18 protein-coding genes, 1 tRNA gene and 1 other RNA gene are annotated in these 20,876 nt (G+C 70.3%); 10 read left to right on the top strand and 10 right to left on the bottom strand.

Annotation, left to right across the window (positions count from 1 at the left end; all coding sequences use genetic code 11):
- Nucleotides 1–58: 58 nt before the first annotated feature.
- Both ssrA and ACN267_RS19090 read left to right on the top strand, forming a co-directional pair.
- Nucleotides 59–434: a transfer-messenger RNA gene (ssrA, locus tag ACN267_RS19095) on the top strand.
- A 385-nt stretch (nucleotides 435–819) separates the two neighbouring features.
- On the top strand, nucleotides 820–1,800 hold the full coding sequence (locus ACN267_RS19090) for a hypothetical protein (RefSeq protein ID WP_421489289.1): 981 nt from the start codon (nucleotides 820–822) through the stop codon (nucleotides 1,798–1,800).
- A gap of 148 nt (nucleotides 1,801–1,948) precedes the next feature.
- Here ACN267_RS19090 and mdlC read toward each other — a convergent pair whose 3' ends face one another.
- Nucleotides 1,949–3,544: a benzoylformate decarboxylase gene (mdlC, locus tag ACN267_RS19085; RefSeq protein WP_281900321.1), complete on the bottom strand. Its 1,596-nt coding sequence runs from the start codon at nucleotides 3,542–3,544 to the stop codon at nucleotides 1,949–1,951.
- A 158-nt stretch (nucleotides 3,545–3,702) separates the two neighbouring features.
- Entirely contained in the window at nucleotides 3,703–4,506 is an 804-nt protein-coding gene (locus ACN267_RS19080) for an S-methyl-5'-thioadenosine phosphorylase (RefSeq protein WP_421489288.1), read from the bottom strand.
- A 141-nt stretch (nucleotides 4,507–4,647) separates the two neighbouring features.
- On the opposite strand from ACN267_RS19080, the gene ACN267_RS19075 reads away from it, so the two are divergent.
- Nucleotides 4,648–5,247 carry a YqgE/AlgH family protein gene (locus ACN267_RS19075; protein WP_204956574.1) on the top strand — a complete coding sequence of 200 codons (600 nt, stop codon included), beginning with the start codon at nucleotides 4,648–4,650 and terminating at the stop codon, nucleotides 5,245–5,247.
- An 84-nt stretch (nucleotides 5,248–5,331) separates the two neighbouring features.
- Nucleotides 5,332–5,404: transfer RNA gene (locus ACN267_RS19070), tRNA-Ala, on the top strand.
- A 446-nt stretch (nucleotides 5,405–5,850) separates the two neighbouring features.
- Here ACN267_RS19070 and ACN267_RS19065 read toward each other — a convergent pair.
- Nucleotides 5,851–5,979, bottom strand: coding sequence for a hypothetical protein (locus ACN267_RS19065; protein WP_255553766.1), 129 nt, complete (start codon nucleotides 5,977–5,979; stop codon nucleotides 5,851–5,853).
- A gap of 518 nt (nucleotides 5,980–6,497) precedes the next feature.
- On the opposite strand from ACN267_RS19065, the gene ACN267_RS19060 reads away from it, so the two are divergent.
- The 4 genes from ACN267_RS19060 to ACN267_RS19045 are packed head-to-tail and all read left to right on the top strand — an operon-like array spanning nucleotide 6,498 to nucleotide 10,074.
- Entirely contained in the window at nucleotides 6,498–7,463 is a 966-nt protein-coding gene (locus ACN267_RS19060; RefSeq protein ID WP_421489287.1) for an ABC transporter substrate-binding protein, read from the top strand.
- A gap of 51 nt (nucleotides 7,464–7,514) precedes the next feature.
- The gene (locus ACN267_RS19055; RefSeq protein ID WP_421485732.1) at nucleotides 7,515–8,366 is read left to right on the top strand and encodes an ABC transporter permease; all 852 of its coding nucleotides are present in this window, start codon (nucleotides 7,515–7,517) and stop codon (nucleotides 8,364–8,366) included.
- Nucleotides 8,363–9,205 (top strand): ABC transporter permease, encoded by an 843-nt coding sequence (locus tag ACN267_RS19050; RefSeq protein WP_421489286.1) that lies wholly within the window; start codon nucleotides 8,363–8,365, stop codon nucleotides 9,203–9,205. Before ACN267_RS19055 ends, ACN267_RS19050 begins: the two co-directional genes overlap by 4 nt.
- A 23-nt stretch (nucleotides 9,206–9,228) precedes the next feature.
- Nucleotides 9,229–10,074, top strand: a complete 846-nt coding sequence (locus ACN267_RS19045; protein WP_364311221.1) for an ABC transporter ATP-binding protein — start codon at nucleotides 9,229–9,231, stop codon at nucleotides 10,072–10,074.
- A 175-nt stretch (nucleotides 10,075–10,249) separates the two neighbouring features.
- Here ACN267_RS19045 and drmC read toward each other — a convergent pair whose 3' ends face one another.
- The 6 genes from drmC to ACN267_RS19015 form a co-directional block, all read right to left on the bottom strand.
- The gene (drmC, locus tag ACN267_RS19040) at nucleotides 10,250–11,053 is read right to left on the bottom strand and encodes a DISARM system phospholipase D-like protein DrmC (protein WP_421489285.1); all 804 of its coding nucleotides are present in this window, start codon (nucleotides 11,051–11,053) and stop codon (nucleotides 10,250–10,252) included.
- On the bottom strand, nucleotides 11,050–12,888 hold the full coding sequence (gene drmB / locus ACN267_RS19035) for a DrmB family protein (RefSeq protein WP_421489284.1): 1,839 nt from the start codon (nucleotides 12,886–12,888) through the stop codon (nucleotides 11,050–11,052). Before drmB ends, drmC begins: the two co-directional genes overlap by 4 nt.
- Nucleotides 12,885–16,388 carry a DISARM system helicase DrmA gene (gene drmA / locus ACN267_RS19030; protein WP_421489283.1) on the bottom strand — a complete coding sequence of 1,168 codons (3,504 nt, stop codon included), beginning with the start codon at nucleotides 16,386–16,388 and terminating at the stop codon, nucleotides 12,885–12,887. Before drmA ends, drmB begins: the two co-directional genes overlap by 4 nt.
- Nucleotides 16,389–16,458: 70 nt before the next feature.
- Nucleotides 16,459–16,965 carry a hypothetical protein gene (locus tag ACN267_RS19025; RefSeq protein WP_421489282.1) on the bottom strand — a complete coding sequence of 169 codons (507 nt, stop codon included), beginning with the start codon at nucleotides 16,963–16,965 and terminating at the stop codon, nucleotides 16,459–16,461.
- A 232-nt stretch (nucleotides 16,966–17,197) separates the two neighbouring features.
- Nucleotides 17,198–18,112: a DNA-processing protein DprA gene (locus tag ACN267_RS19020; protein WP_421489281.1), complete on the bottom strand. Its 915-nt coding sequence runs from the start codon at nucleotides 18,110–18,112 to the stop codon at nucleotides 17,198–17,200.
- Nucleotides 18,113–18,234: 122 nt separating this feature from the next.
- Nucleotides 18,235–18,576: a hypothetical protein gene (locus ACN267_RS19015; RefSeq protein ID WP_421489280.1), complete on the bottom strand. Its 342-nt coding sequence runs from the start codon at nucleotides 18,574–18,576 to the stop codon at nucleotides 18,235–18,237.
- A 201-nt stretch (nucleotides 18,577–18,777) separates the two neighbouring features.
- On the opposite strand from ACN267_RS19015, the gene ACN267_RS19010 reads away from it, so the two are divergent.
- Together ACN267_RS19010 and ACN267_RS19005 are read left to right on the top strand one after the other, a co-directional pair.
- The gene (locus ACN267_RS19010; protein ID WP_421489279.1) at nucleotides 18,778–19,596 is read left to right on the top strand and encodes a DUF5753 domain-containing protein; all 819 of its coding nucleotides are present in this window, start codon (nucleotides 18,778–18,780) and stop codon (nucleotides 19,594–19,596) included.
- Nucleotides 19,593–19,796, top strand: a complete 204-nt coding sequence (locus ACN267_RS19005; protein WP_421489278.1) for a DUF397 domain-containing protein — start codon at nucleotides 19,593–19,595, stop codon at nucleotides 19,794–19,796. The genes ACN267_RS19010 and ACN267_RS19005 overlap by 4 nt, the downstream gene beginning before the upstream one ends.
- Here ACN267_RS19005 and ACN267_RS19000 read toward each other — a convergent pair.
- Entirely contained in the window at nucleotides 19,793–20,809 is a 1,017-nt protein-coding gene (locus ACN267_RS19000) for a restriction endonuclease (RefSeq protein ID WP_421489277.1), read from the bottom strand. The genes ACN267_RS19005 and ACN267_RS19000 overlap by 4 nt on opposite strands.
- Between the last annotated feature and the right edge of the window lie 67 nt (nucleotides 20,810–20,876).

Below are 20,876 nucleotides of genomic sequence, written 5' to 3'. Positions count from 1 at the left end.
AAACCCGTTGCGGCAGGCGTTAGTCTGGTCAGTGCCGCCACAACCGGCGGCCCGTCGAGGGGGTGACTGGTTTCGACTTCGTACGCAGCGACAGGGGAAGCGAGCCGAGGAAGCCGACGTCGTCTCGAGAATCGGTCGTCGGAAACCAATAAGCGCCAAGCAAAATCGCGCTGACTTCGCTCTCGCCGCCTGAGGCGAGTAGTGAGTCTGTCGGCCTGGGAACGCCTTCGTCCCAGTTAGCCGGCATCAGCTAGAAGGCTGGCCAATCGGACCCGGTCGCGGGGTCCGTGCGGCGAGATCAATCAGCGACTGGGCCCGTCACACCAACTTGCTCGCGTGAGCGGTGGGGCCGAGTAGAGGCATAGCGAGCTGCGCTCGGAGAAGCCCTGACAAACCGGCGAAGGACCCGGGTTCGATTCCCGGCACCTCCACCACCTCGATGATGCGCCCCGGTCCCCAAGGACCGGGGCGCATCACTGTTCCCCCTCCCGGCACGCCTTGCCCCGCCTTGCCGTGCTCCGCCCCGCCGTGCTCCGCCCCGCCTTGCTCCGCCCGCGCCTTGCCTTGTTGATCAAGAGGTTTGCGTCAGACCCGGCGCGGCGGGTGACGCAAACCTCTTGATCACCCGGCCTTGACGGGTGGCGCGTGGTGATCAAGAGGTTTGCGTCAGAATTGGAGATCAACTTGACGCAGACCTCTTGATCACCGGGGCGGGCCCGGGGAGATGGTCTCGATCAACGAGGCGGGCGCGGTGGGCGGGGCGGGGCGTGGTGCTGGGAGGGGAGGGAACCGGGAGGGGTGGGTGGGCGTCTCAGGGGGATGCGGCGACTCGTAGGGCTGGCGTGGGGGTTGGGGCTCGTGGTGGCGGTGGGTGGGTGTGCGGCAGCCGGGTCGGTGCCCGGTGGCGCGGTGCCCGGTGGTGTGGTGTCCGGTGGTGCGGTGGATGGTGAGCCGGGGAAGCAGCGGAAGGTGTTCGACGGGAGGGCCGTGGAGGTCGCCGGGGCCTGGCGGCCCGGTCCCGGGTGGTCGAGCGGATACCTGCCGTTGCAGGACGCTACGGTGCTGATGGGTCAGCCCGGCTTCGACGCCGGCACCGAGGCGGCCTTTCGTGCCGGCTGGTACCGGGACCAGATCGTGCTGCCGACCGACGTGCCCGCCGACGGAGCGATCCGCTTCCCCGACGGTGCCCTGACCGTCCCGCTGATCAGCGCCGCCGAGGCGTACCGGCAGCTCGACCAGGGGGACCCGCCGCCGTGCGAGGGGCGACCCCGGGGACCACGACCCCCCGAACCGACAGCCGGCACCCGGCCGGACGATCCCGTCGCGACCCAGGCTGCCTGCATTCCGCTCACGGTCACCGGGGTCACCCTGGGCACCGCCGAGGTACGTACCAGTCGGGGGGTCGCCGCCGTACCGGCCTGGATCTTCACCGTGGCGGAGCTGACCAGCCCGGTGGCCCGCCTGGCGGTGGCGCCCCGGGCGGTAACCGCCGCACCCGGTCCGGCGGCCCCGGACCGGCCCCTGCCGGACGGGGTGGCCGGTGCCGACCAGCTCCGCCGGGTCGATGGCGCGCGACTGACGTACGCGGTCGGCCTGGGCGCCTGCGACAGTGGACCCGCCGCCCTGGTGTGGGAGAGCGACGAGGTGGTGGTGGTCGGCGGCGGGGTGGTCCGGGGCACCGGCGAGTGCATCGACCTGGCGGTGTTCAAACCGGTCACCGTGACGTTGGCGGCCCCGCTCGGGAAACGGCCGGTGCTCGACGTCGCCACCGGCCGGGTGCTCACCCTGACCGCCCACTGACCCGCTCCGGGCTTCCCGTCCGAACGTCGCACGCTCGCGTTGATCAAGAGGTTTGCGTCATCCTGATCGACCGACGTGACGCAAACCTCTTGATCAACGCGGACAAGCGAGCGGGGGAACAGTGAGCGGGGTGCGGCCAGCTTCACTGTCAGAGGAGGGTGGGGATGGCGGTGCTGATCGGTGTGGGGAGCACCGTGGGGCCGTCGGCACGTAGCGCCCCGGTGAGCGCGTCGGCCAGGTCGGGCAGCGCGTCGACGACGCGGGTGGCGCAGCCGTAGCCCCGGGCGATGGCGGTGAGGTCCAGGCCCGGCAGGTCCAGTCCGGGCACGCCCGGGGTGGACTTCAGCTCGGCGAACGCCTTGAGGATGGCGTACTGCTGGTTCACCGGGACCAGCACGACCACCGGCAGCCGCAGCTGCGCGGCGGTCCACAACGCCTGCACCGAGTAGTGGAAGGAACCGTCCCCGATCACCGCGACCACCGGCCGACCCCGCCCGGTGTCCCGCTCGGCGAGGGCGATACCGACGGCGGCGGGCAGCCCGTAGCCGAGCCCTCCGCTGGCCATGGTGAAGTACGACGCCGGGCGGGTCACCGGGAGTCGACGCCGCAACGCCGCGAGGTTCGACGGCGACTCCTGCACCAGCACCCCGTCGGCGGGCCAGCAGGCGGCCAGCGCGGCGAAGAGCGCGTCCGCGTCGGGCGGGTCGTCGGTGCCCGGCGGTTCCGGCGTCGGGCGGGGCGGCGGCGTCGGCCGGTCGGCAGCGGGCAGCAGGTCCAGCAGCGCGGCCAGGGTCAGCCCGGCGTCACCGAGCAGGCTGTCGCCCACCGGGGCCCGTGCGGCCTCGTCCGGGTCGTCGGTGACGTGCAGCAGCCGAGCCCCGGGCGGCAGGTGGTCGCCGGGCACGTGCGGGTAGTAGCGGAACACCGGCGCGCCGACCACCAGCACCACGTCGTGCCCGGTGAGTTTCTCGGCCAGCGGGGCGATCGCGTACGGCAGCACCCCCCGGTAGTGCGGGTGGTGCTCCGGGAACGCGGCCCGCTCCGGTGCCGGTGCTGACCAGACCGGCGCGGCGAGCCGCTCGGCCACCGCCGCCGCCACCGGCCAGGCGGTGGCCCGGTCCACCGCGGCGCCGAGCACCAGCACCGGGTTGCGGCTGGCGGCCAGCAACGCGGCGAACTCCCGCAGCCGACGCGGGTCGGGGGCGAACCGGGTGGCCACCGTCCGCACCTGCGGTGGTGGGTCCGCCGGCTGGTGCCAGTCGTCCAACGGCAGGGAGAGGTAGACCGGGCCGCTCGGTGGTTGCGCCGCCGTGGCGTACGCCCGCATGAACGCCGCCGGGACGTCCTGCGCCCGCACCGGCTCGTGGCTCCACTTCACGTACGGCTGGGGCAGCTCGGTGGGGTGCCGGTTGGCCAGCCGGGGCTCCATCAGCAGCATCTCCCGGCTCTGCTGCCCGGCGGAGACGATCAGCGGTGTCCGGTTGTGCCAGGCGGTGACCAGGTTGCCCATGCCGTTGCCGGTGCCCGGGGCGGTGTGCAGGTTGACGTGCGCCGGCCGGCCGGTGGCCTGGGCGTAGCCGTCGGCCATGGCGACCGCCGACGCCTCGTGCAGGGCGTGCACGTAGTGGAAGTCGGCCGGGAAGTCCTGGAGGAACGGCTCCTCGGTCGAGCCGGGGTTGCCGAAGACCGTGGTCAGGCCGAGGGCGCGGAGCAGATCGTAGGTGGTCTCCCGGACGGTCGCCATCGCCCTCCACCTCCGCGTCCCCGACCCGCCGGTGTCCGCCGGGACCGGGTCCCTGACCTGCCGAATCTATCGGGTGGCAGGCGGCGCTCCGCGCGCTTTGCCGGCTATTGCCCTGTCCGGGGGCTGCCGGGAGCACGTCCGGGCCGTGCGGCGACAGGTCAGGGGAGGGGGAACGGGGTCCGGATGCCGTCCAGCGCGTGCCCGCAGGGGCAGTCGCGGTCGGTGGGCAGGGCGGCCACCGCGTCCAGCAGTACGCCCCGCAGCCGGTCGGTGTTCTCGCCGAAGACCCGGAACACCTCCTCCTGGGTGACCGAGTCGCCCGCCTCCACCCCGGCGTCCAGGTCGGTGACCAGCGCGATGGAGGTGTAACAGAGGGCCAGCTCGCGGGCGAGCACCGCCTCCGGGTGGCCGGTCATGTTGACCACCGTGCCGCCCATCGCGGCGTACCAGCGGGATTCCGCACGGGTGGAGAAGCGCGGCCCCTCGACCACCACCACCGTGCCGCCGTCGACCGCCGGCACGTCGCGCCCGGCCGCCGCGTCGAGCAGGGTACGCCGCCCCACCGGGCAGTACGGGTCACCGAACGTCACGTGCACCGCGCCCTGGTCGTAGTAGGTCTGCACCCGGCCGCTGGTGCGGTCGATGAGCTGGTCGGGCACCACGAACGTGCCGGGGCCCAACTCGGGGCGCAGCCCGCCGACGGCGCAGGGGGCGAGCACCTGGCGTACTCCCAACGTGCGCAGTGCCCACAGGTTCGCCCGGTACGGAATCAGGTGCGGGGGGTGGCGGTGATCACGCCCGTGCCGGGGCAGAAACGCCACCGAACGGCCGCCCACGGTGGCGATGGTGAGCACGTCAGAGGGGGTGCCGTACGGGGTCTCGACCTGGTGTTCCGTGGCGTCGTCGAGGAGCGCGTACAGCCCCGAACCGCCGATCACCGCGATGTCCGCCGTCGGACCCATCGATCCTCCCTCGACCGCCCTCGATCACCTGTCGGTCAGACCTTAGCCACCGCACCGGGTGCAGGCTATGGTGCCAGGCATGGCGGTGACAGCACAGTTGGTCGGTGGTGCCCGGTTGTCGGACCCGGTGCGCGGCTGACGATGTCCGAGACGCAGGGGGAGGGACCGGCGATCAGCGGTCGTGCCGTGGAGTCGATGACCGGGCGGCTGCTGGTCGCGACACCGGCCCTCAAGGACCCGAACTTCGATCGTACGGTGGTGCTGCTGGTCGCCCACGAGGCCAACGGTGCGCTCGGGGTGGTGCTCAACCGGGCCACCGAGGTGGCCGTCGCGGACGTCCTCGGCGAGTGGAGCGATCTCGCCCGGCACCCGGCGGTGCTCTTCGAGGGCGGTCCGGTGCAGCCGGAGTCGGCGATCTGTCTGGCCCGGATGCGTCATCCGATGCGCCGGTTGAAGGGTTTCCAGCCGATCTCCGGCGCGGTGGGCACGATCGACCTGTCCTCCGATCCGGAGCGGATGCGTGACAGCATCGGCGGCATCCGGGTCTTCGCCGGCTACTCCGGCTGGGGGTCCGGGCAACTGGAGCAGGAGATCGAGGACGGCTCCTGGTTCGTGCTCGACGCGCTGCCCGGTGACGCCTTCGTCGACCGCCCGGACGACCTCTGGCCGATGGTGCTGCGCCGGCAGGGTGGCATGATGGCGGCGGTCGCGCACTTCCCGCCGGACGTCGCGTTGAACTGATCGGCAGGGGACCCCCGCGAGATGACCATGCTCGGCCGCGTGTGTATAGTTCTCTCCGTGCCCGGGCGACCGGGACGACCGCAAGGGGCCGTGGCGCAGCTGGTAGCGCACCACACTGGCAGTGTGGGGGTCAGGGGTTCGAGTCCCCTCGGCTCCACCCTTGAGGCAACAGGTCAGCGGCCTGGTCGAGTATCGACCGGGCCGCTTTTCCGTGTCCGGCCCCGGTTGACGACGCCACCCGGGGCACGGGCAGCCTGATTCGACGGTGGGGTTGACGTCGTCGGCCACCCGGGCACCGGGTCGGTGACGCGGGGTGGCCGGTCGTCGTGACCGCGCCCGTACCGGGCCGGCCACCCGCGCGCTGGGGTGTGGGACCGGCCCACCTGCCCGGCTGGGGTTGCGGGGGTGGGCGGGTCTCCTGCGCCGGGGCCGGCCGCGACGACGCCGGCGGGGCCGTCGGGGGTACGGGCGGGGAACTGCCGCAGTTTCCGGGGTGCTGGGGTCACCGACTACGGGCGGCCCGGCCACCCGGTGGGCGGCAGCGGCCGGTGCGGTAGGTGTTTCCGGATCCGGGCAGGGTGCGCCTGGGCGCGGAGCTGCCGATCAGAACGGGACGAGTGCCTTGCCCGCGCCGGTGCCGGGGCGGATGGCGGGGAACTCCGGTCCCTTCCAGTGGCCGATCGGCGCGCGGGTGATGGCGGGAACGGCCGCGACGGGCTCTTCCACGCTCATGTCCACTCCCGGGGCCGACGGCATCTGGTGGAGAAGCTAGCCGCCGTTGCCGGCCCGGTCAACCACGGGGGATGGATCGTTACCTGCCCGCCGACCTGCGCGTTCGCCGGGTTGCGAGGGCACCGGCACACACCGACTTGGCGTAATGCGAGATATCGTTTCGCATCTTGACAGGGGTTTTCGGGCCCCGTACCTTCGCTGCAAGTCGGCGAGGCGTCAGGGTGCTGCTGGGGTGCAGCCCGACCGCCCGAACCGGCCGTGACCAGCGTTGCCCGGCCATGCCGTGACGCCGTCTGCGGTTCTCGCGGCCCTGATTGATCCCTCCCAATCTGGCAGTTCAGGCATTCCGCACCATCACCGAGTCGATGCAGTTCGCGTCGGACCCGCGCCGCAGCAGCCAGGCGGCCGTATCCGTCGCGGCGGAGCCGTCCCTTCGTACCCACCGAGCCCTCATCCCCGCCGCCGACGTCGGCGGCGGGAGACGTCGGGCCACGCGCGAAGCACATAGGAGCATCACGATGAACACACGACGTACCGGTGCGATGGTCGCCCTTGCCGCACTGCTCTTCACGAGCGCCTGCGGGGGCGCCGAAGGCGCTGCGGACAGCGCGGACGGCACCACGAAGGTTTCCGTCACGACGTTCGGCTGCGAAATCTGGAACACCTGGGCGATCGGGAAGGGCGTCTACGGCAAGCACCGCCTCGACGTCGAGCTGGTCCGCTCCGGAGGTGGCTCGGCGGCGGTCGCCGCAGTCCTGTCCGGGGCGGCCGACTTCGGCTACGTCAACGGCTACACCGCGATCAACGCCTACAACACCGGTTTCCCGATCCAGATGGTGTCCGGGGTGAACGTCAACGCGTTGCCGCCGGCGAAGCCCGCGCAGGGCGTCTTCGTCGGCAAGGACTCCCCGATCAAGGCGGCCACCGACCTCGCCGGCAAGAAGATCGCGGTCAACGAGATCAACGGCATCAACCAGATCGTGACCGCGAGCTGGTTGAAGGCCAACGGAGTCGAGCCGGACAGCGTCAGCTTCGTGGCGCTGCCCTTCGCCGAGCAGGTACCCGCCGTGCTCAGCGGACGGGTCGACGCCGCGCAGCTGGGCTACTCGCTGCTGGGCAACAACAACGACAACGTACGCAGCCTGGCCGACCCCTTCGCCAGCAGCGACAAGATCTACATCGCGACCTACGTCGCCGCCAAGAGCTTCGTCGGCAAGGGCGACGCCGCCAAGCGATTCCACGAGGCGATCACCGAGACCGCGCAGCAGCTCAGCGACCCCGCCAACACCGACGAGGCGTTCCGGTTGCTCTCCGAGTGCCAGAAGGTGCCGGCGGAGACTCTCGCCGCCCAACCGCAGAACGCACTCGAAGCGGACGTCGACGTCGCCGCGCTGGACCGGATGGCCCAGCAGATGGTCGACCTGAAGATGCTCCAGAAAAAGCCCGACCTGGGGCCCTTCGTCACCGACTTCGCGCGGTCCTGACCTGTCCTGTCGTCGCGGTAGGCGGGCCACCATGAGGGGAGAGGACGTGACATGGCGTCGGACGTCCACGTGATTGACCAGGTCGAGGCGGACGCCCGACCCACCGGCGGGCCCGTCGCGGCCCGCCGGTGGGGCCCCACACCCGACTGGGTGCTGGGAGTGGCGGGCGTGGTGACCATGTTCGTGCTGTGGGACCTGGTGGTCCGGGCCGGGGCGGTCTCGGTGGACTCCCTGCCGTACCCGGTGGACACCCTGCAACGCGCTGGCGAACTGCTCGTCGACGCGACGTTCCTGACCGAGGTGGCGCAGACCCTGTGGGCGTGGCTGTTGGCCATGCTCGTCGCCAGCGCCGTCGGCATTCCGCTGGGGCTGACCCTGGGCTACTTCTCCGCCCTCTACCGGCCGTCGTCCTCGGTGGTGCACGCCGGCCGGTCGATCCCCTCCTCGGCGTTCCTGCCGATCGCCATCCTGATGTTCGGCCTCGGCACCCAGATGAAGGTGTCCCTGGCGATCTACGCGATCTTCTGGCCGATCCTGCTCAACGCGATGTACGGCGTCCGCGACACCGAACCGCTGATGCTGGCCACGGGGCGCAGCATGGGCTGGACGCGTACCCGGCTGCTGACCCGGGTGGTGCTGCCGTCGGCGGCCCCGTCCATCGCCACCGGGCTGCGGGTGGCCAGCTCGACGGCGCTCATCGTGGTGCTCTCCGCCGAACTGCTCGGCGCCACCAACGGGGTGGGAACGGTGATCACCACGTACCAGCAGGCGCAGCGACCCGACTTCGTCTACGCGGGCATCCTGCTCGTCGGCCTGCTCGGGATGGGCCTCTACTACGGCTTCAACCTGGTCGAACGCCTGGTGGTGCCGTGGGGCCAGGCACAGCGGGAGGGTGGGCGATGAGCGGGCAGGGGCTGCGCCGGCCGGTGGTCACGTCGGCGCTGGCGGTGGGACGCGGGGTACGGTCGCTGTGGCTGCTCGCCCTGCTGCTGGTGGTGTGGGAGGTCGCCGCCCGGATGGTGGGCTCCCTGTTCGTACCGCCGGTGTCGCAGATCTTCGGAGCGTTCGTCGACACCTGGCTGTCCGCCTCGCCGTCGTCGCTGTTCCTCAGCTCCCAGTTCCGGGTCGACGTCCTGCCGAGCCTCGTCCGGCTCGGCCTGGGCTACGGCGCGGCGACGGTGCTCGGCGTCGGCCTCGGCATCCTGATCGGGGTGTGGCGGCCGGCCGGCGCGTTCTTCAACCCGCTGATCCGGCTGGGCATGTCGGTGCCGGTCACCGCTCTGCTGCCCATCGCCATCGTGCTGTTCGGCATCACCAGCGGGATGAACGTCTTCCTCATCGCGCTGGGCTGCCTCTGGCCGATCCTGATCAACACCTACGACGGCGTCCGGGGCATCGACCGGACGGTGGTCACCGCCGCCCGGAGCCTGCGACTGACCCGGCGCCGCTACTTCCTGCGGGTCCTGCTGCCCGGCGCCAGCCCCGCCATCTTCGCGGGCATGCGGATCAGCATCGGCATCGCGCTGGTCCTGATGGTGATCTCCGAGCTGTACGCCGCCACCGCCGGCCTCGGGTTCTACATCGTGAGCCAGCAGCGGCTGTTCCAGTTCCCGCAACTCTGGTCGGCGATCGTCCTGCTGGCGCTGCTGGGCATCCTCTTCAACGCCGTCTTCGCCATGGTCGAGCGGGTGCTGCTGCGGTGGCACCGCAACGTGCGCCCCGACAGCGCGGAAAGCCACTGACCGACACCACGTAGGAGCCCCGGATGAACCCCGTGACGACCCGACCGCACCAGCCCGGTGCCGCCCTCGACACCCCCGTGCTCGACGTGCAGGAGTTGAGCAAGTCCTACCGGTCCCGCAAGGGCGACGTGCCCGCCGTACGCAGCATCGAGTTCGCCGTCCACGCCGGGCAGTTCGTGTCGGTGGTGGGGCCCTCCGGCTGCGGCAAGACCACCCTGATGATGTGCATCGCCGGGCTGCTGCCCATCTCCGGCGGCGCGGTCATGTTCCGGGGAGAACGCATGTCCGGCCCCCGTGACGGCGTGGCGGTCGTCTTCCAGGACTACAGCCGCTCGCTGTTCCCCTGGTTGACGGTCGAGAAGAACGTCGCCCTCCCGCTGCGCGACCGGGGCCTGCCCCGAACCGAGATCCGGCAGCGGGTGCAGGAGTCGCTGGAGATGGTGGGCCTGGCCCACGCTGCCGGGTTGCACCCGTGGCAGCTCTCCGGCGGCATGCAGCAGCGGGTCGCCATCGCCCGGGGGCTCGCCGTCCGGCCGGAAATGCTGATCATGGACGAGCCGTTCGCCTCGGTGGACGCCCAGACCCGGGCCAGCCTGGAGGACCTACTGCTCAAGGTCTGGGCCGAGACCGGTACGACCGTGCTGTTCGTGACCCACGACATCGACGAGGCCGTGTACCTGTCCGACCGGGTGGTCGTGCTGTCCCAGGGCCCGTCCGTCGTCGTGGCGGACCTGCCGGTCACCCTCGACCGACCCCGCGACCAGATCGCGACCAAGCAGACCCCGCTCTTCGGTGAACTCCGCGAGCACGTCTACTCGCTGGTCATGGCGTCGCAGCGGCGGACCTCGCTGGCGGGGGAGCCGAGCTGACCGGCTGACCGGGTCGCGCCGATGCGGCATACGGGCGGGACGGGCCCTCTCGGGGAGGCCGTCCCGCCTTTCCGTCTGCTCTGCTGCTCAGGGCACACCGGGACTCGACAGAGTAGCGCCGGGCTGGCTGGACCACCCAGGACGTAGGCGCGGGATGAGCCAGGTTCTATGCCGCTTAGCGGAGTCGCTGCAACACGCCGGTCTGTGGATCGGTAAGGGCCCGGAAATGCGCGACGAGCCTACGCACCACCTCTGGATCATGGAGCACCACGCCGACCTCGATGTTGTGCGACAGTGCTCGGTCGGTGAGGTTGGCGCTGCTGATCACCGCTACCTCGTCGTCAGCAGCGATGAGTTTTGCGTGCAACGCGGCGCGTGGGTTCCCACTGGCGGCCCGTCGTGCGGCCGGCCAGTGCCAGAACGTCGCCTGATGCCGGAGGGCGGCGAAGGTCGCTGCGGCCCCGGCGGACCCCCTTAAGGCACCACCGTCTTCGGTAGAGCTTTCCAGGATCAGATCGACGTGTACGCCCCGCTGAGCCGCGGACAGCAGTTCGTTGATCACCTCGGCGACCCCGTATGCGGCGAAGCTCGCCACGAGCAGCCTGCTCCGGGCCGCCCGAATGACCTCGACGACCACGGAGCTGGTGAGCCGCACCGGCCCGGCGGCGGTAGTCGGCCCGCTGACCGCCAACTCGGTGCGCCTGGCCTCGGTGCGCCGCTGCAGCAGGGCGGCGCTGCGCAGGGCGAGCGCGACGGCCGCACCCGGAAGGTCGGGTGCGTCGGTACGCCAGCTCCGGATCAGCCGTTCGGCATGGGTGCCGACCGAGAACCCGGGTCGGGCGTCGGCCAGCTCGGCGACCACCGCACCGTCATCGGGAGCATCCACGTTCATCAGCACGCCGGCCCAGACGTCGAGATGGTCGGCCGGGAGCGTGGTGGTGAGGTCGGCGATCAGCGCCGCGAACCGCTCATGGCTCACCGGGCGAAGAATCCGGAGCCGGGGTCGTTGAGCGTGTCGACCAGCAGGGCCCGGTCGAGGTAGTGGTTGCCCCGCTCGCAGGAGGTCTCGGCGGCGAAGAGGCAGGCGTGGCAGGCGGCGGCGGACAGCCGGGCGTGCACGGTCGGGTCGTGTTCCGCACAGAGCGGGTCGGAACTGCACAACCGGGCGGCTTCCAGGGCCCGCTCGACGAGGCCCCCCAGCCGGTCGCTGCGTCCCAGCGAGACCAGGCCGCCCAGGGTGCCCTCGCTGTCGGGCGCCGAGGTGTAGAGCAGCACCCCGGCACCGAGAGTGTCGTCCATCCGGCCGTAGATGCGTTCGCCGATGCCGGCTGCGCTGTATCCGCATTCCAGGGCCAACTCGCGGATGAGCACATGGGCGAGGGTGTGCAGCAGGACGTATCGGGCGCCGGGGTGCTCCTCCGGGTCGAGCCTGCGCTGTGCCCGCCAGCGGTCATGGGCCCGGACGAGCAGCTTTTCGCGTTGTTTGACCTCGGGTCGGTGTTCCCACTCGACCACCCGCTCCTCGTCGAGGCGCAGGAAGATCCCCTCGCCCCGCATCTCGGCGCAGGGCAGCCAGGTCGGCTTGCCGACGGTGAGCGGGGCACGCCGTCGCTCCGGGGTGTCGAGCACGTCCCACTCGGGTGCGTCGATCCGGGTGAAGCCGTACAGCGCGGAAACCTCGCGTAGGCGGGGGGCGAGGACCACCTCCCGCAGCCAACTCCGGTGCTGAGGTGGCACCGGCTCCGAGCGGGTGGTGAAGTCGGGCAGGTCGGTGCTGGTGCCGGCGGTGAACGCTCGCCACTCGGGTTTGCGCAGGTTACCGCTGTCATCCGGGGCGTCGCCAGGCTCAGCTTTGTCGCGGCGTTGGATGGCCGCCCAGACCCGGTCGACGCCGTAGGGCTTCAGCTCGGCCCAGCAGCTCTGGGTCTGCATGATCTTTTTCGCGGTGGCCTCGTCCAGCCCGGCGAGCACGCCCAGGTCCCGCCAGTGGTCGTCGACCACCTGATCGACCGGATGCTCGGCCCGGGGAATGCTGAACACCCGCAACTGCATGGCGAACCAGCTGTTGGTGGCACCAAGGGCGAGCGTACGGGCAGGCGCGTCGCAGCTCCCGTAGCTGCCGAGGTGGGGGTGACGGCCCCGGCAGGCGGGCAAACTCCGCTCGGCGAGAAGACCGATCGCCGCCGACATCGGTCGGCGCGAACCGCACTCGCAGGAGATGAAGATGTTGGCCGCCTCACCGGTGCTGCCGCGCTCGGTAAGGGTGAGCGAATGGCCCGCGCCCGGGTCCGTGCCGCCATGCGCGATGTAGGACCAGGGGAAGTCGTCCAGGTGGCCGTTGTCGCAGGCCAGCACGAAACGGGCCGGCACGGCGGTGGGGCGGGAGTTTCCGTTGCCCCGGCAACTGTGCACGTAACGGACCCGGTCCGGCTGGTAGGGCGACGTCAGCAGCTCGAACAGCCCGGAATCGGCCGGCGCGAGCCGGTTGCACCGGGTATCCGAGCAGCGCAGCCAGGTGGGGAAGAGGGCCACCGGCACGCCCACCCGGGTCCAGTCGGCGAACAGGTCTGACGTTTCCGGCAGGTGCGGAGGGAGCCGAAGACTCTCCACCTGGTCGCCGAGCCTGCGCCGGACCGCCGTCAACAGTCGGTCCTCGGTGACCGGCGTCGAGTGGGTGAGGTCCCAGTGTGCCAACCCGAGGGTCAGCACCGACAGGCTGGGCAGGTCGGCGACCGAGCCGACGCCGTAGGTGTGCAACAGCTGGTTGGGGCGCAACGCACCGACCCGCAGATTGCGCGGCTGCGGCCCGCTCATGAGGATGCCCCTGCGACACCGCCTCCGAGGGGCGGAACGAACGGCGGTGGATCGTCCCCGACGGCACCGAGTTGCAACTGGAGCTGGATGCCCGGCTCCACGTCCCGCAGCGAGGTGGGGCAGGTCGTCTGCACCCACCGGCCCTCCTCCGGGCGGTGCAGCAGCCCGGCGATGTCGTCGCTGTGGTACGGCTTGTCGTAGGCCAACCGCCGGGCGGGCCGGGCGCGTTCCCGTGCCCACAGGTCGAGGCGGGCTTCGAGTTCGTCCTCCACCCGTTGGCGGACGGTGTTGTCGGCGGCCACCTCGCTGCGGCGTTTGAGGTATCGCACCACGTGGTCGGCGAGCTGGCCGTGCCGGTCGAATTCCCGCGCCCGCAGGTTGCCGTTGTAGGTGCCCTCCAGATCGCGGACCAGCGCCACCAGCACCCCGGTCAGCCCCCGGTCGATGGCCCGCTCGGCGAACGGGGTCACCGACAGGGCCTCGACCTGGCGGTAGGCGGTGGCGTGGAAGTGACCGAAGCGCTCGAAGTGCGACAGGTCGCGTGGCCGGGCCCAGTTGAAGACGGTGAACACCAGTCCCGGTGCCCTACGCCCGACCCGGCTCGTCGCCTGGATGTACTCGGCGGCGGACTTCGGCTGGTTGGCCACCACCATCACGCCCAGCCGTTCGATGTCGACCCCGACGGCGATCATGCTGGTGGCCAGGAGCACGTCGATCGGCCGGGGTGCGCCCTTGGCCCGGGTGGCGTCGAAGCGCACCGCGAGTCGGTCCAGCAGCGGCCGGATGGCGTCCGAGGGCATCCGGGAGGTCAACTCCTCCAGGTACGGGTCGTACCGTCGGGCGAGCCCGCGTTCGTCGGCCTTGATGAGACGGCTGGAGACGTCGTCCTCGACGAGCCGCCGCATGCCGCCCAGGTCGCGCAGGCTGTTGAAGTAGCCGACCAGCGTCATGTAGGGGTCGGTCACCGGGTTACGGCCGTATGTCTCGTGGAGCTTCTGCGCCGCGCCGAGCACGGAGACGTAGACCCGGATCAGGGTGGCCCGGAGCCGGTTGCCGTGCGCGCAGATGCCGACGTAACGACGGCCGGGACGTTCCTCGGTCGAGCGCTGCCGGGCGAAGAAGCTGTCGGAGGCGTCCAGCCCTGACGGGGGAAAGACCCGGGTCCGCCGGTTGAACAGCGCCCCGATCTGTTGCTGGGCCCGGCGCACGGTTGCGGTGGACGCGATCACCTTCGGCCGGGACCAGTGCCCCCGGACCGGTTCCCAGCTGGCCAGCCGGTCCACCGCGGTCTCGTACAGCCCGACCAGCGAGCCGAGCGGCCCGGAGATCAGGTGCAGCTCGTCCTGGATGATGAGGTCGGGTGGACGGAGCCGTCCGCACGTCACGACCCTGTTGCCCGGCCGGTGTCGCTTGCGCTCCCAGTCGGTCGATTCGAGATCCTCGGTGAGATAGCCGTGCTGGTCGCAGTGCTTGCCGACCCGACCGAAGAGAGCAGCGGTCTCGCCCTTCCACGGCAGCTGGGCGAACTTGTCGACGGTGGCGATCACCAGCGCCGGTGGGTGGCGGTAGAGCTCCTCGTCGACCAGGATCACCGGCAGCCCCGCCTCGTCCTTGCGTGCCGACAGGCTGCCGACCTCGCTGAACGGGCACTCGACGTCGGGGCAGAGCACCAGGGTGCGCCAGTGGTCCCGCTCGACCACGATGTCCCTGCCGGGGTTGATCTTTGAGCCGCACCACGGGCAGCTGGTGAGCTGGTGCGGTGAGCCGATGGCCCGGTTGGAGCGGCCCTGCCGCCGCTCGTCCAGCCAGTCCTTGGCGTCCTGCGTGCGGTTGGGGGTGACCCGGCCGCCTACCCAGAGGCCGATCCGGATCGGCGTGCCACCCCAGGTCTGCGGCTCGGCGCGGCGCAGGGTCTCGGCCGCGCAGATCAGCGTCGAGGCCCGCTCGAACTGCTGGATGGTGAGCAGGCGCAGGGTGTACCGCATCAGCACCGCCAGCCCGACCGCACCGGTCAACCCGCCCTGGTCGGGTTGGCGACGGCGGACCGCGATGGTGAAGGCGGTGAGGCCGAGGTACGCCTCGGTCTTGCCACCACCGGTGGGGAACCAGAGCAGGTCGGCGACCGCCTTGCCCACGTCGTCACCCCGCTCCGGGTGCCGGGGGTCGGCCAGGGCCGGCAGGTTGATCAGGATGAAGGCCAACTGGAACGGACGCCACCTGTGGTTCTCCGGTCGGTCGGCGTCGGCGACCGCCTGCTCCAGCGGAATGCCCGGGTGTTCCCGCCGCCGGGCGGCGACGAGGCTGTGCACCCGTTGCAGGTACATCGCCCGGTTGGCGAAGCCGAACGCCTGGCGGGCCGACGGGTCGGGGGAGGCGAGCAGCGTGATGCCGGCGGCGATCCGATCGGCGGCCTCCCGGGCGTCACGCAGCGCCTCGCGCACCTGGCGGTGGTAGTCGTCGAGTCGCCGTGACGGGTCGCCGGCGGTCGCCTCGTTGCGGTCGATCCACGCCCGGTAGCCGGCGACGAGCGGTCGCAACGCCGCCGTGAGGGCGTCGACCGGGCCGTCGGCCAGCTCGGCCAGCCGCCGCATGTCCAGCTCGACGTCGGCCAGCTCGGGCAGGTCGTCGTCCCGCTCGCTGCTGGGCACGTCGGTGAAGGGCATCTCGTGTGTGGGGACGGTCGCGGTGCGTACCGTAAGGGCACGTAGGGGGTCGGTGGGGGACGGCTCGGCATCGACTCCTGTGCCGTGCCCCACCGCGAACTCGGGGTGGAACCGGTAGGCCATCGCCAGCCGGCGGCGTTCCGACTGGTCGGCGTCGTCGCCGCCGGTGACCTGCTCCGGCCGGGGCAGGAAGACCGGCTCGCCGTCGGTCGGGCCGGTCGCGGTCAACTCGACCTGGAAGATCCACCGCTTCGGCTGACGCGCCGACTCGCTGTGCTCCCGGTTTTCCAGGAAGAGCGAGACCAGCCACACCTCACCCAGGCGGCGCACCCGACCCCGCACCACGATTTTCGGCTGCGCGGCGTCGGGCTCCAGCGGTGTGATCAGCCCTTCCCGCAGCGGCACGGTGACCGGGCCGCCGCGCTGCTGCCGTCGCCAGACCGTGCCGCCCGCGTGCCCGTCGCGCTCGCCAACGGCGGTGTCGTAGCTGCCCCAGGCGGCGGTGACCCGCAGCTCGGCGACCGACGACGGCACGCTGACGGTGAAGCCGAGCGAGGACGGGGCCAGGCTCGGCACGCTCGGCGCGGTCGGCTCGGCACCCCCCTCGGCGGCATCCGAGGCGGTCGCCTCAACGAAGGTGTCCTCAGTGGCCGGATCGACCGACGTGCCGTTGGGCGCCAACCGCCCGAGAATGTAGCGGTCGAGCGGGTTTTCCCTGGTGGAGAACTCTTCCGCCGGCCCGCCGAGCGGCCCGGCCAGGTCGGCCAGGACCAGCCCTTGCAGCTCGTCGCGAATTGTTCGCTCATCCGGTACGGCGAGCACACCCTGCCCAGTCACGAAAGTGACCGTAGCGGTTCACTGCGACCGGGGAAGCCACGACAGTCAGAAGGCCCTCTGTCGCATTTGGTCAGTCAGCTTCGGCTTCGCAGCGGCTGGTGTCGAAGACCGGGTCGGTGATGGCGCTCATCAGTCGCTTTGCCGGCGGGTAGGTCGGATCGACGTGACGGCCGAGGACTATCGCGGCGACAGAGGTGACACCTGCGACCTTCAGGGCGTGGGCCAGTGACTGCACACGGGCACCTGTGGTCCAGGTGTCTTCGATGATCAGTGCGTGGACGGGTAGGCGGGTCTGGGGCAGGGCCGGTGTGAACCAGTCGGCGTGGAAGTCGTGATTGTCTGGTCCGTAGCTCGGGTTGACCGCGCTGGTGATCCAGGGGAGGCGGAGCTGACCACCCACGAGCTCGGTGAGCGGATGTACGCCAGGACGGACACGGGTGCTGGGGACGGTGATGACGTGCGTGGGTGGTGCACCGGTACGGGCCGTCAGGCAGGCGATGTGGTCGTGCAGGAAGAGCAGCAGGAGAGCGAGCAGATTCCGCTGGGCCTGCCCGGACCGAGCCGCGCCCTTGTACATCCGGAGGTTGTAATGATGCTGCCAGGTGCGGGGCGAGTAGGAGATCGGTAGAACAAGGTCCGCGAGGACGCCGTTCGACCGGGCCAGGTGGGACTGACAGCGGAAGCAGAGCGAGTAGCCCTCGCCTCGGACTCCGCGGCACGTGGGGCAGATCCAGGGGTACGCCGGCAGCGGGTTGCGTAGGTATCCGCGCTGGACTTCGACGTACCGCCGGATGATGACCCAGCGCTGGTCAGCTGAGGGCGAAGTCAGGGAAGTTCTCCAGGCCGGCTTCGGTGGGCTGGTAACTGAGGATGTCGTCGACGGCTTCCAGGAGTTGCGCGGTGCCGTGCACGACGTAGACCCCGGGATTCTCGGCGAAGGCCTTGGCCCAGTCGCACCGCACGACCTGGTTGGTCAGCACGACGGGACGACCGTGCTGGAGGGCGAGCCTGGCCTGGATCCGGGCCCCGCTGGTCTCGCCTGCCTCGACGACGACAGTCGCGACGGCATATCCGCTCATAATGGCGTTGCGCATGGGGAAGCTCTGCCGGCTCGGCGGGGCGTCTGGCCAGAACTGGGAGATCACCAGCCCGACATCGGCGATGTGGTCCTGGAGGCGTCTGTTTTCTGCCGGGTAGTAGCGGCGTATCCCGGTGCCGATGACCGCCACGGTGCGCCCGCCTGCTTCCAACGCGGCGGAGTGAGCGGCGGTGTCGATGCCGCTGGCGAGCCCACTGACCACGGTCACCCCACGCCCGGCGAGGGTGGTGGCGACCGCCCGGGCGATCCGTAGCCCGTCGCTGCTCGCCTTACGGCTGCCGACGACGGCCACCGCCCGGTCATGAACCCGAAGGTCGCCCCGGCTGAACAGCAGCGGCGGCATCTCTCGGATGCCGAGCAGCTGAGCCGGGTAGGTGGCGTCGAAGAAGGCGTGAACGCCGATCCCCTCTGCCTGCCAGCCGCCAATCTCGGCGGTGGCAGTGTCGATCAGGTCGGTGGTCGACTCTGCCTGCGGGAAGAGCGTGTCGCAGTGGCCGACCGTGCGGTCGAGGACGGCCTTGGCGCTGCCGTTCTCCTGGATGTCCAGGGCCGTCTCTGACCAGCTTGCCTGCGGGCGGCGAAGGAGGGCGACCAGGGCAGCCCGCTCGATCATCGCCGTGTCCATGGGCACGATCGTAGGCCCTGACGTGCCGTTCCGGCTCAGCCATCCCGTTGGCTGCTGGTGGCGGAGATTATCGGCGGACACCACGGATCGAACATGTGTTCGATTTCTGTGAGCGTCAAGGTTCAGCACGAGATGGCTGTTTGGTCGGCGGGAACCAGGACGGTGCTGCCGGACCAACTGATGTCCTCGTGCGCGATGGCCTTGTCGGGTTCGTCGTCCTCGTCGAGCGTGGAGTAGCAGGCGTAGTAGCGGCCGAAGCCGAAGCCGCCGGTCGCCAGGGTGGTCAGTGCCCAGGGGCGTAGCTGGTCGCGCAGCTTGTCCGGGGCCAGCCGGTCGACCGGCACCCGGACGATGCCGAGCAGGTCGTACCACTGGTCGGCGGTGCCGGCGTCGACGATCCGGCAGAGCGAGAAGCCATGCCGCACCTGCGGCTCCTGGTGGCCCAGCCTGATCCCGTCGTACATGCTTCCTCCTGAGTTGATTGATGATGCCCCTTCCCTTGACGAGGATGCACCGGACAAGCTTTGATATCAAGAGTGTCGAGTAAATTACCTCTAGTGATCAGTGTTGGTGAGGGAGAGGCGATGTCCGTGACGCCAGCAGGCACGGGTAGGGGTCGGGTGCCTCAGGGGCTCTCGCCGGTGGTGCAGGCGTGGGAGCTGGGGATGAGGTTGCGTCACCGCCGCGAGGAGATTGGTTTGACTGCGGCAGCGGCTGGTCGCGCCATCGGCATCATCCAGGCGTACGTCTCCGGAGTGGAGACGGGCAAGGTGAAGCTCCCGGCCTCCCGGTTGGCGCAGATCGTAAAGGTCTACGAGTTGGAGCCCGAGGAGGCAGCCGAGTTGGAGGAGTTGCGCGTCGGCGCGAGCCAGCGCGGCTGGTGGCACGAGTATTCGCAGCTCTTCCCGGCCGAGTTCCTCCGATTCCTCGGCTACGAGGCCGGTGCCGGGCACATCCGCTTCTACGACAACGAGCTGGTGCCTGGTCTGATGCAGACCGAGGAGTATGCCCGAGCGGTCATCGCCGGAGGCACCACGACGATTCGGCTCACCGAGGTCGACAGGCGGGTTGCCGTCCGGTTGGGCCGTCAGGCGCGACTATTTGCCGACAACCCGATGCGGCTGACCGTGTTGCTCGGTGAGGGAGCACTACGCCAGCAGGTTGGCGGACCGGCCGTGATGAGCGCTCAGCTTGCTCATCTCGTCCGATTGGCGACCGAGCGGCCGGGGCAGATCGAGCTCCGGGTGCTGCCGTTCTCCGCTGGCGCGCATCCCGCGCTCGGTGGCTCCTTCCAGATCCTGTCCTTCCCGTCGCCCCGGTTGCTCGACCTGGTCTGGCAGGAGGTGTTGACCTCGATCGACATCATCGACCAGTCCACCCGGGTCACCGACTACCAGGTGACCTTCGCCGAGGCATGGGAGCGCGCGTTAAGCTCCGACGAATCGCTCGACCTGATTCGTCGGATCGCCAAGGAGATGACGTGACCTCGTCAGACAGCGTCCCCGGGAAGGGTTGGTTCAAGTCCTCCCGCAGCTCCAACAATGCCAACTGCGTCGAGGTGCGGTTCGTCGGTGGGGCGGTGGACGTCCGCGACACCAAGGACCGCACCGGCCCGATGCTCGCCTTCGACGGTCGCTCATGGGCCAACTTTCTGACCGCCCTCAAGGCCGACGCAGCACGTTAGGGCGTCTCCTCCTCGACCAACACCCATACCTGCTTGAGGGGTAGCTCCGCGCGAAGCTCATCGGGGAGCTGGAGGTAGTTCCGGCACACCGCGTCGATGAGATCGTCGGCGTCCCAGACGCGGATGCGGAAGTGCTGGTTGATCAGCAACGCGCGGGCGTTCCCATTGATGCCACCCCAGGCCACGAGCAACGCCTGATCCGCGCCGTGGCTACCCAACGCGCCCTGTAGCTTCTGCACCACGTCGACGCCGACCGGGTTGGCGTCGCTCTTGACCTGCACGACCAGGCGGGGGCTGTCCAGACCGAACGGTCCCCGGCCGGCGAATACGTCCACGCCCCCGTCGCTGGATGCCTTCGTCACCGTGCAGGTGAAGCCTTCCGCAGTGAGCACGGCGGCGACCAGGTGTTCGAGTTTGTGCCCGGCGTAGTGCTCGATCACCGTGCTGGTGATGCGGTCGCGCGCGTAGCGCTCCACGTCGACAGCCGGTGAGGCGTCTGCCTCCACATCGCCCGCTTGGGGCACGTCGGGCGCGACGGGTGCCGCCTTGCCAAGGGTGGGCCGGGCGCCGGGGTCATGGCCCGACTCCAACACCTTGGCCATACGCCACGCGCCATCGTTGCGGCTGACCTCACAGATGGTGAGAAACGCTCCGAGCGTGTAGAGCAGATCCTGCTTGATCGCGGTCCTGGGGATGTCCGTACGCAGCCATTGCACCGGTCGGACGTGACGGCGCTCCGGGTCCGGATCGGACAGGTACTGGTAGCCACCTACTACTTTGCCAATGGCAATCTGACCAGACATCTTCATGGGCAACACGACGATGTCGCCCACCGCTATACGCTCCCGTAGCGCCCACAACTGCCCGGTGTAGTTGGCTACCAGGTTTGCCTTGGCCTCGGGAAACCCAGCCCGCACAAGGTCGCCCACCGACTCCCGGGTAATTGCCTTCGTGAGGTCGTTGACTTCCCTGAAACCGCCACCGGCGACCTGGTTGTCGATGGCCCAGCTCACCCGCTCGCCATGCCGCCCCGCTCGCACCAACCATACCCGTGGAGTCGCCGCAGCCATCAGACTTCCT

Source organism: Micromonospora sp. WMMD734, assembly GCF_049178975.1.
Taxonomy (GTDB): Bacteria; Actinomycetota; Actinomycetes; order Mycobacteriales; family Micromonosporaceae; genus Micromonospora; species Micromonospora wenchangensis.
Note: the sequence above shows the minus strand (reverse complement) of the source record. Positions and strands in the feature narration are given on the sequence as shown.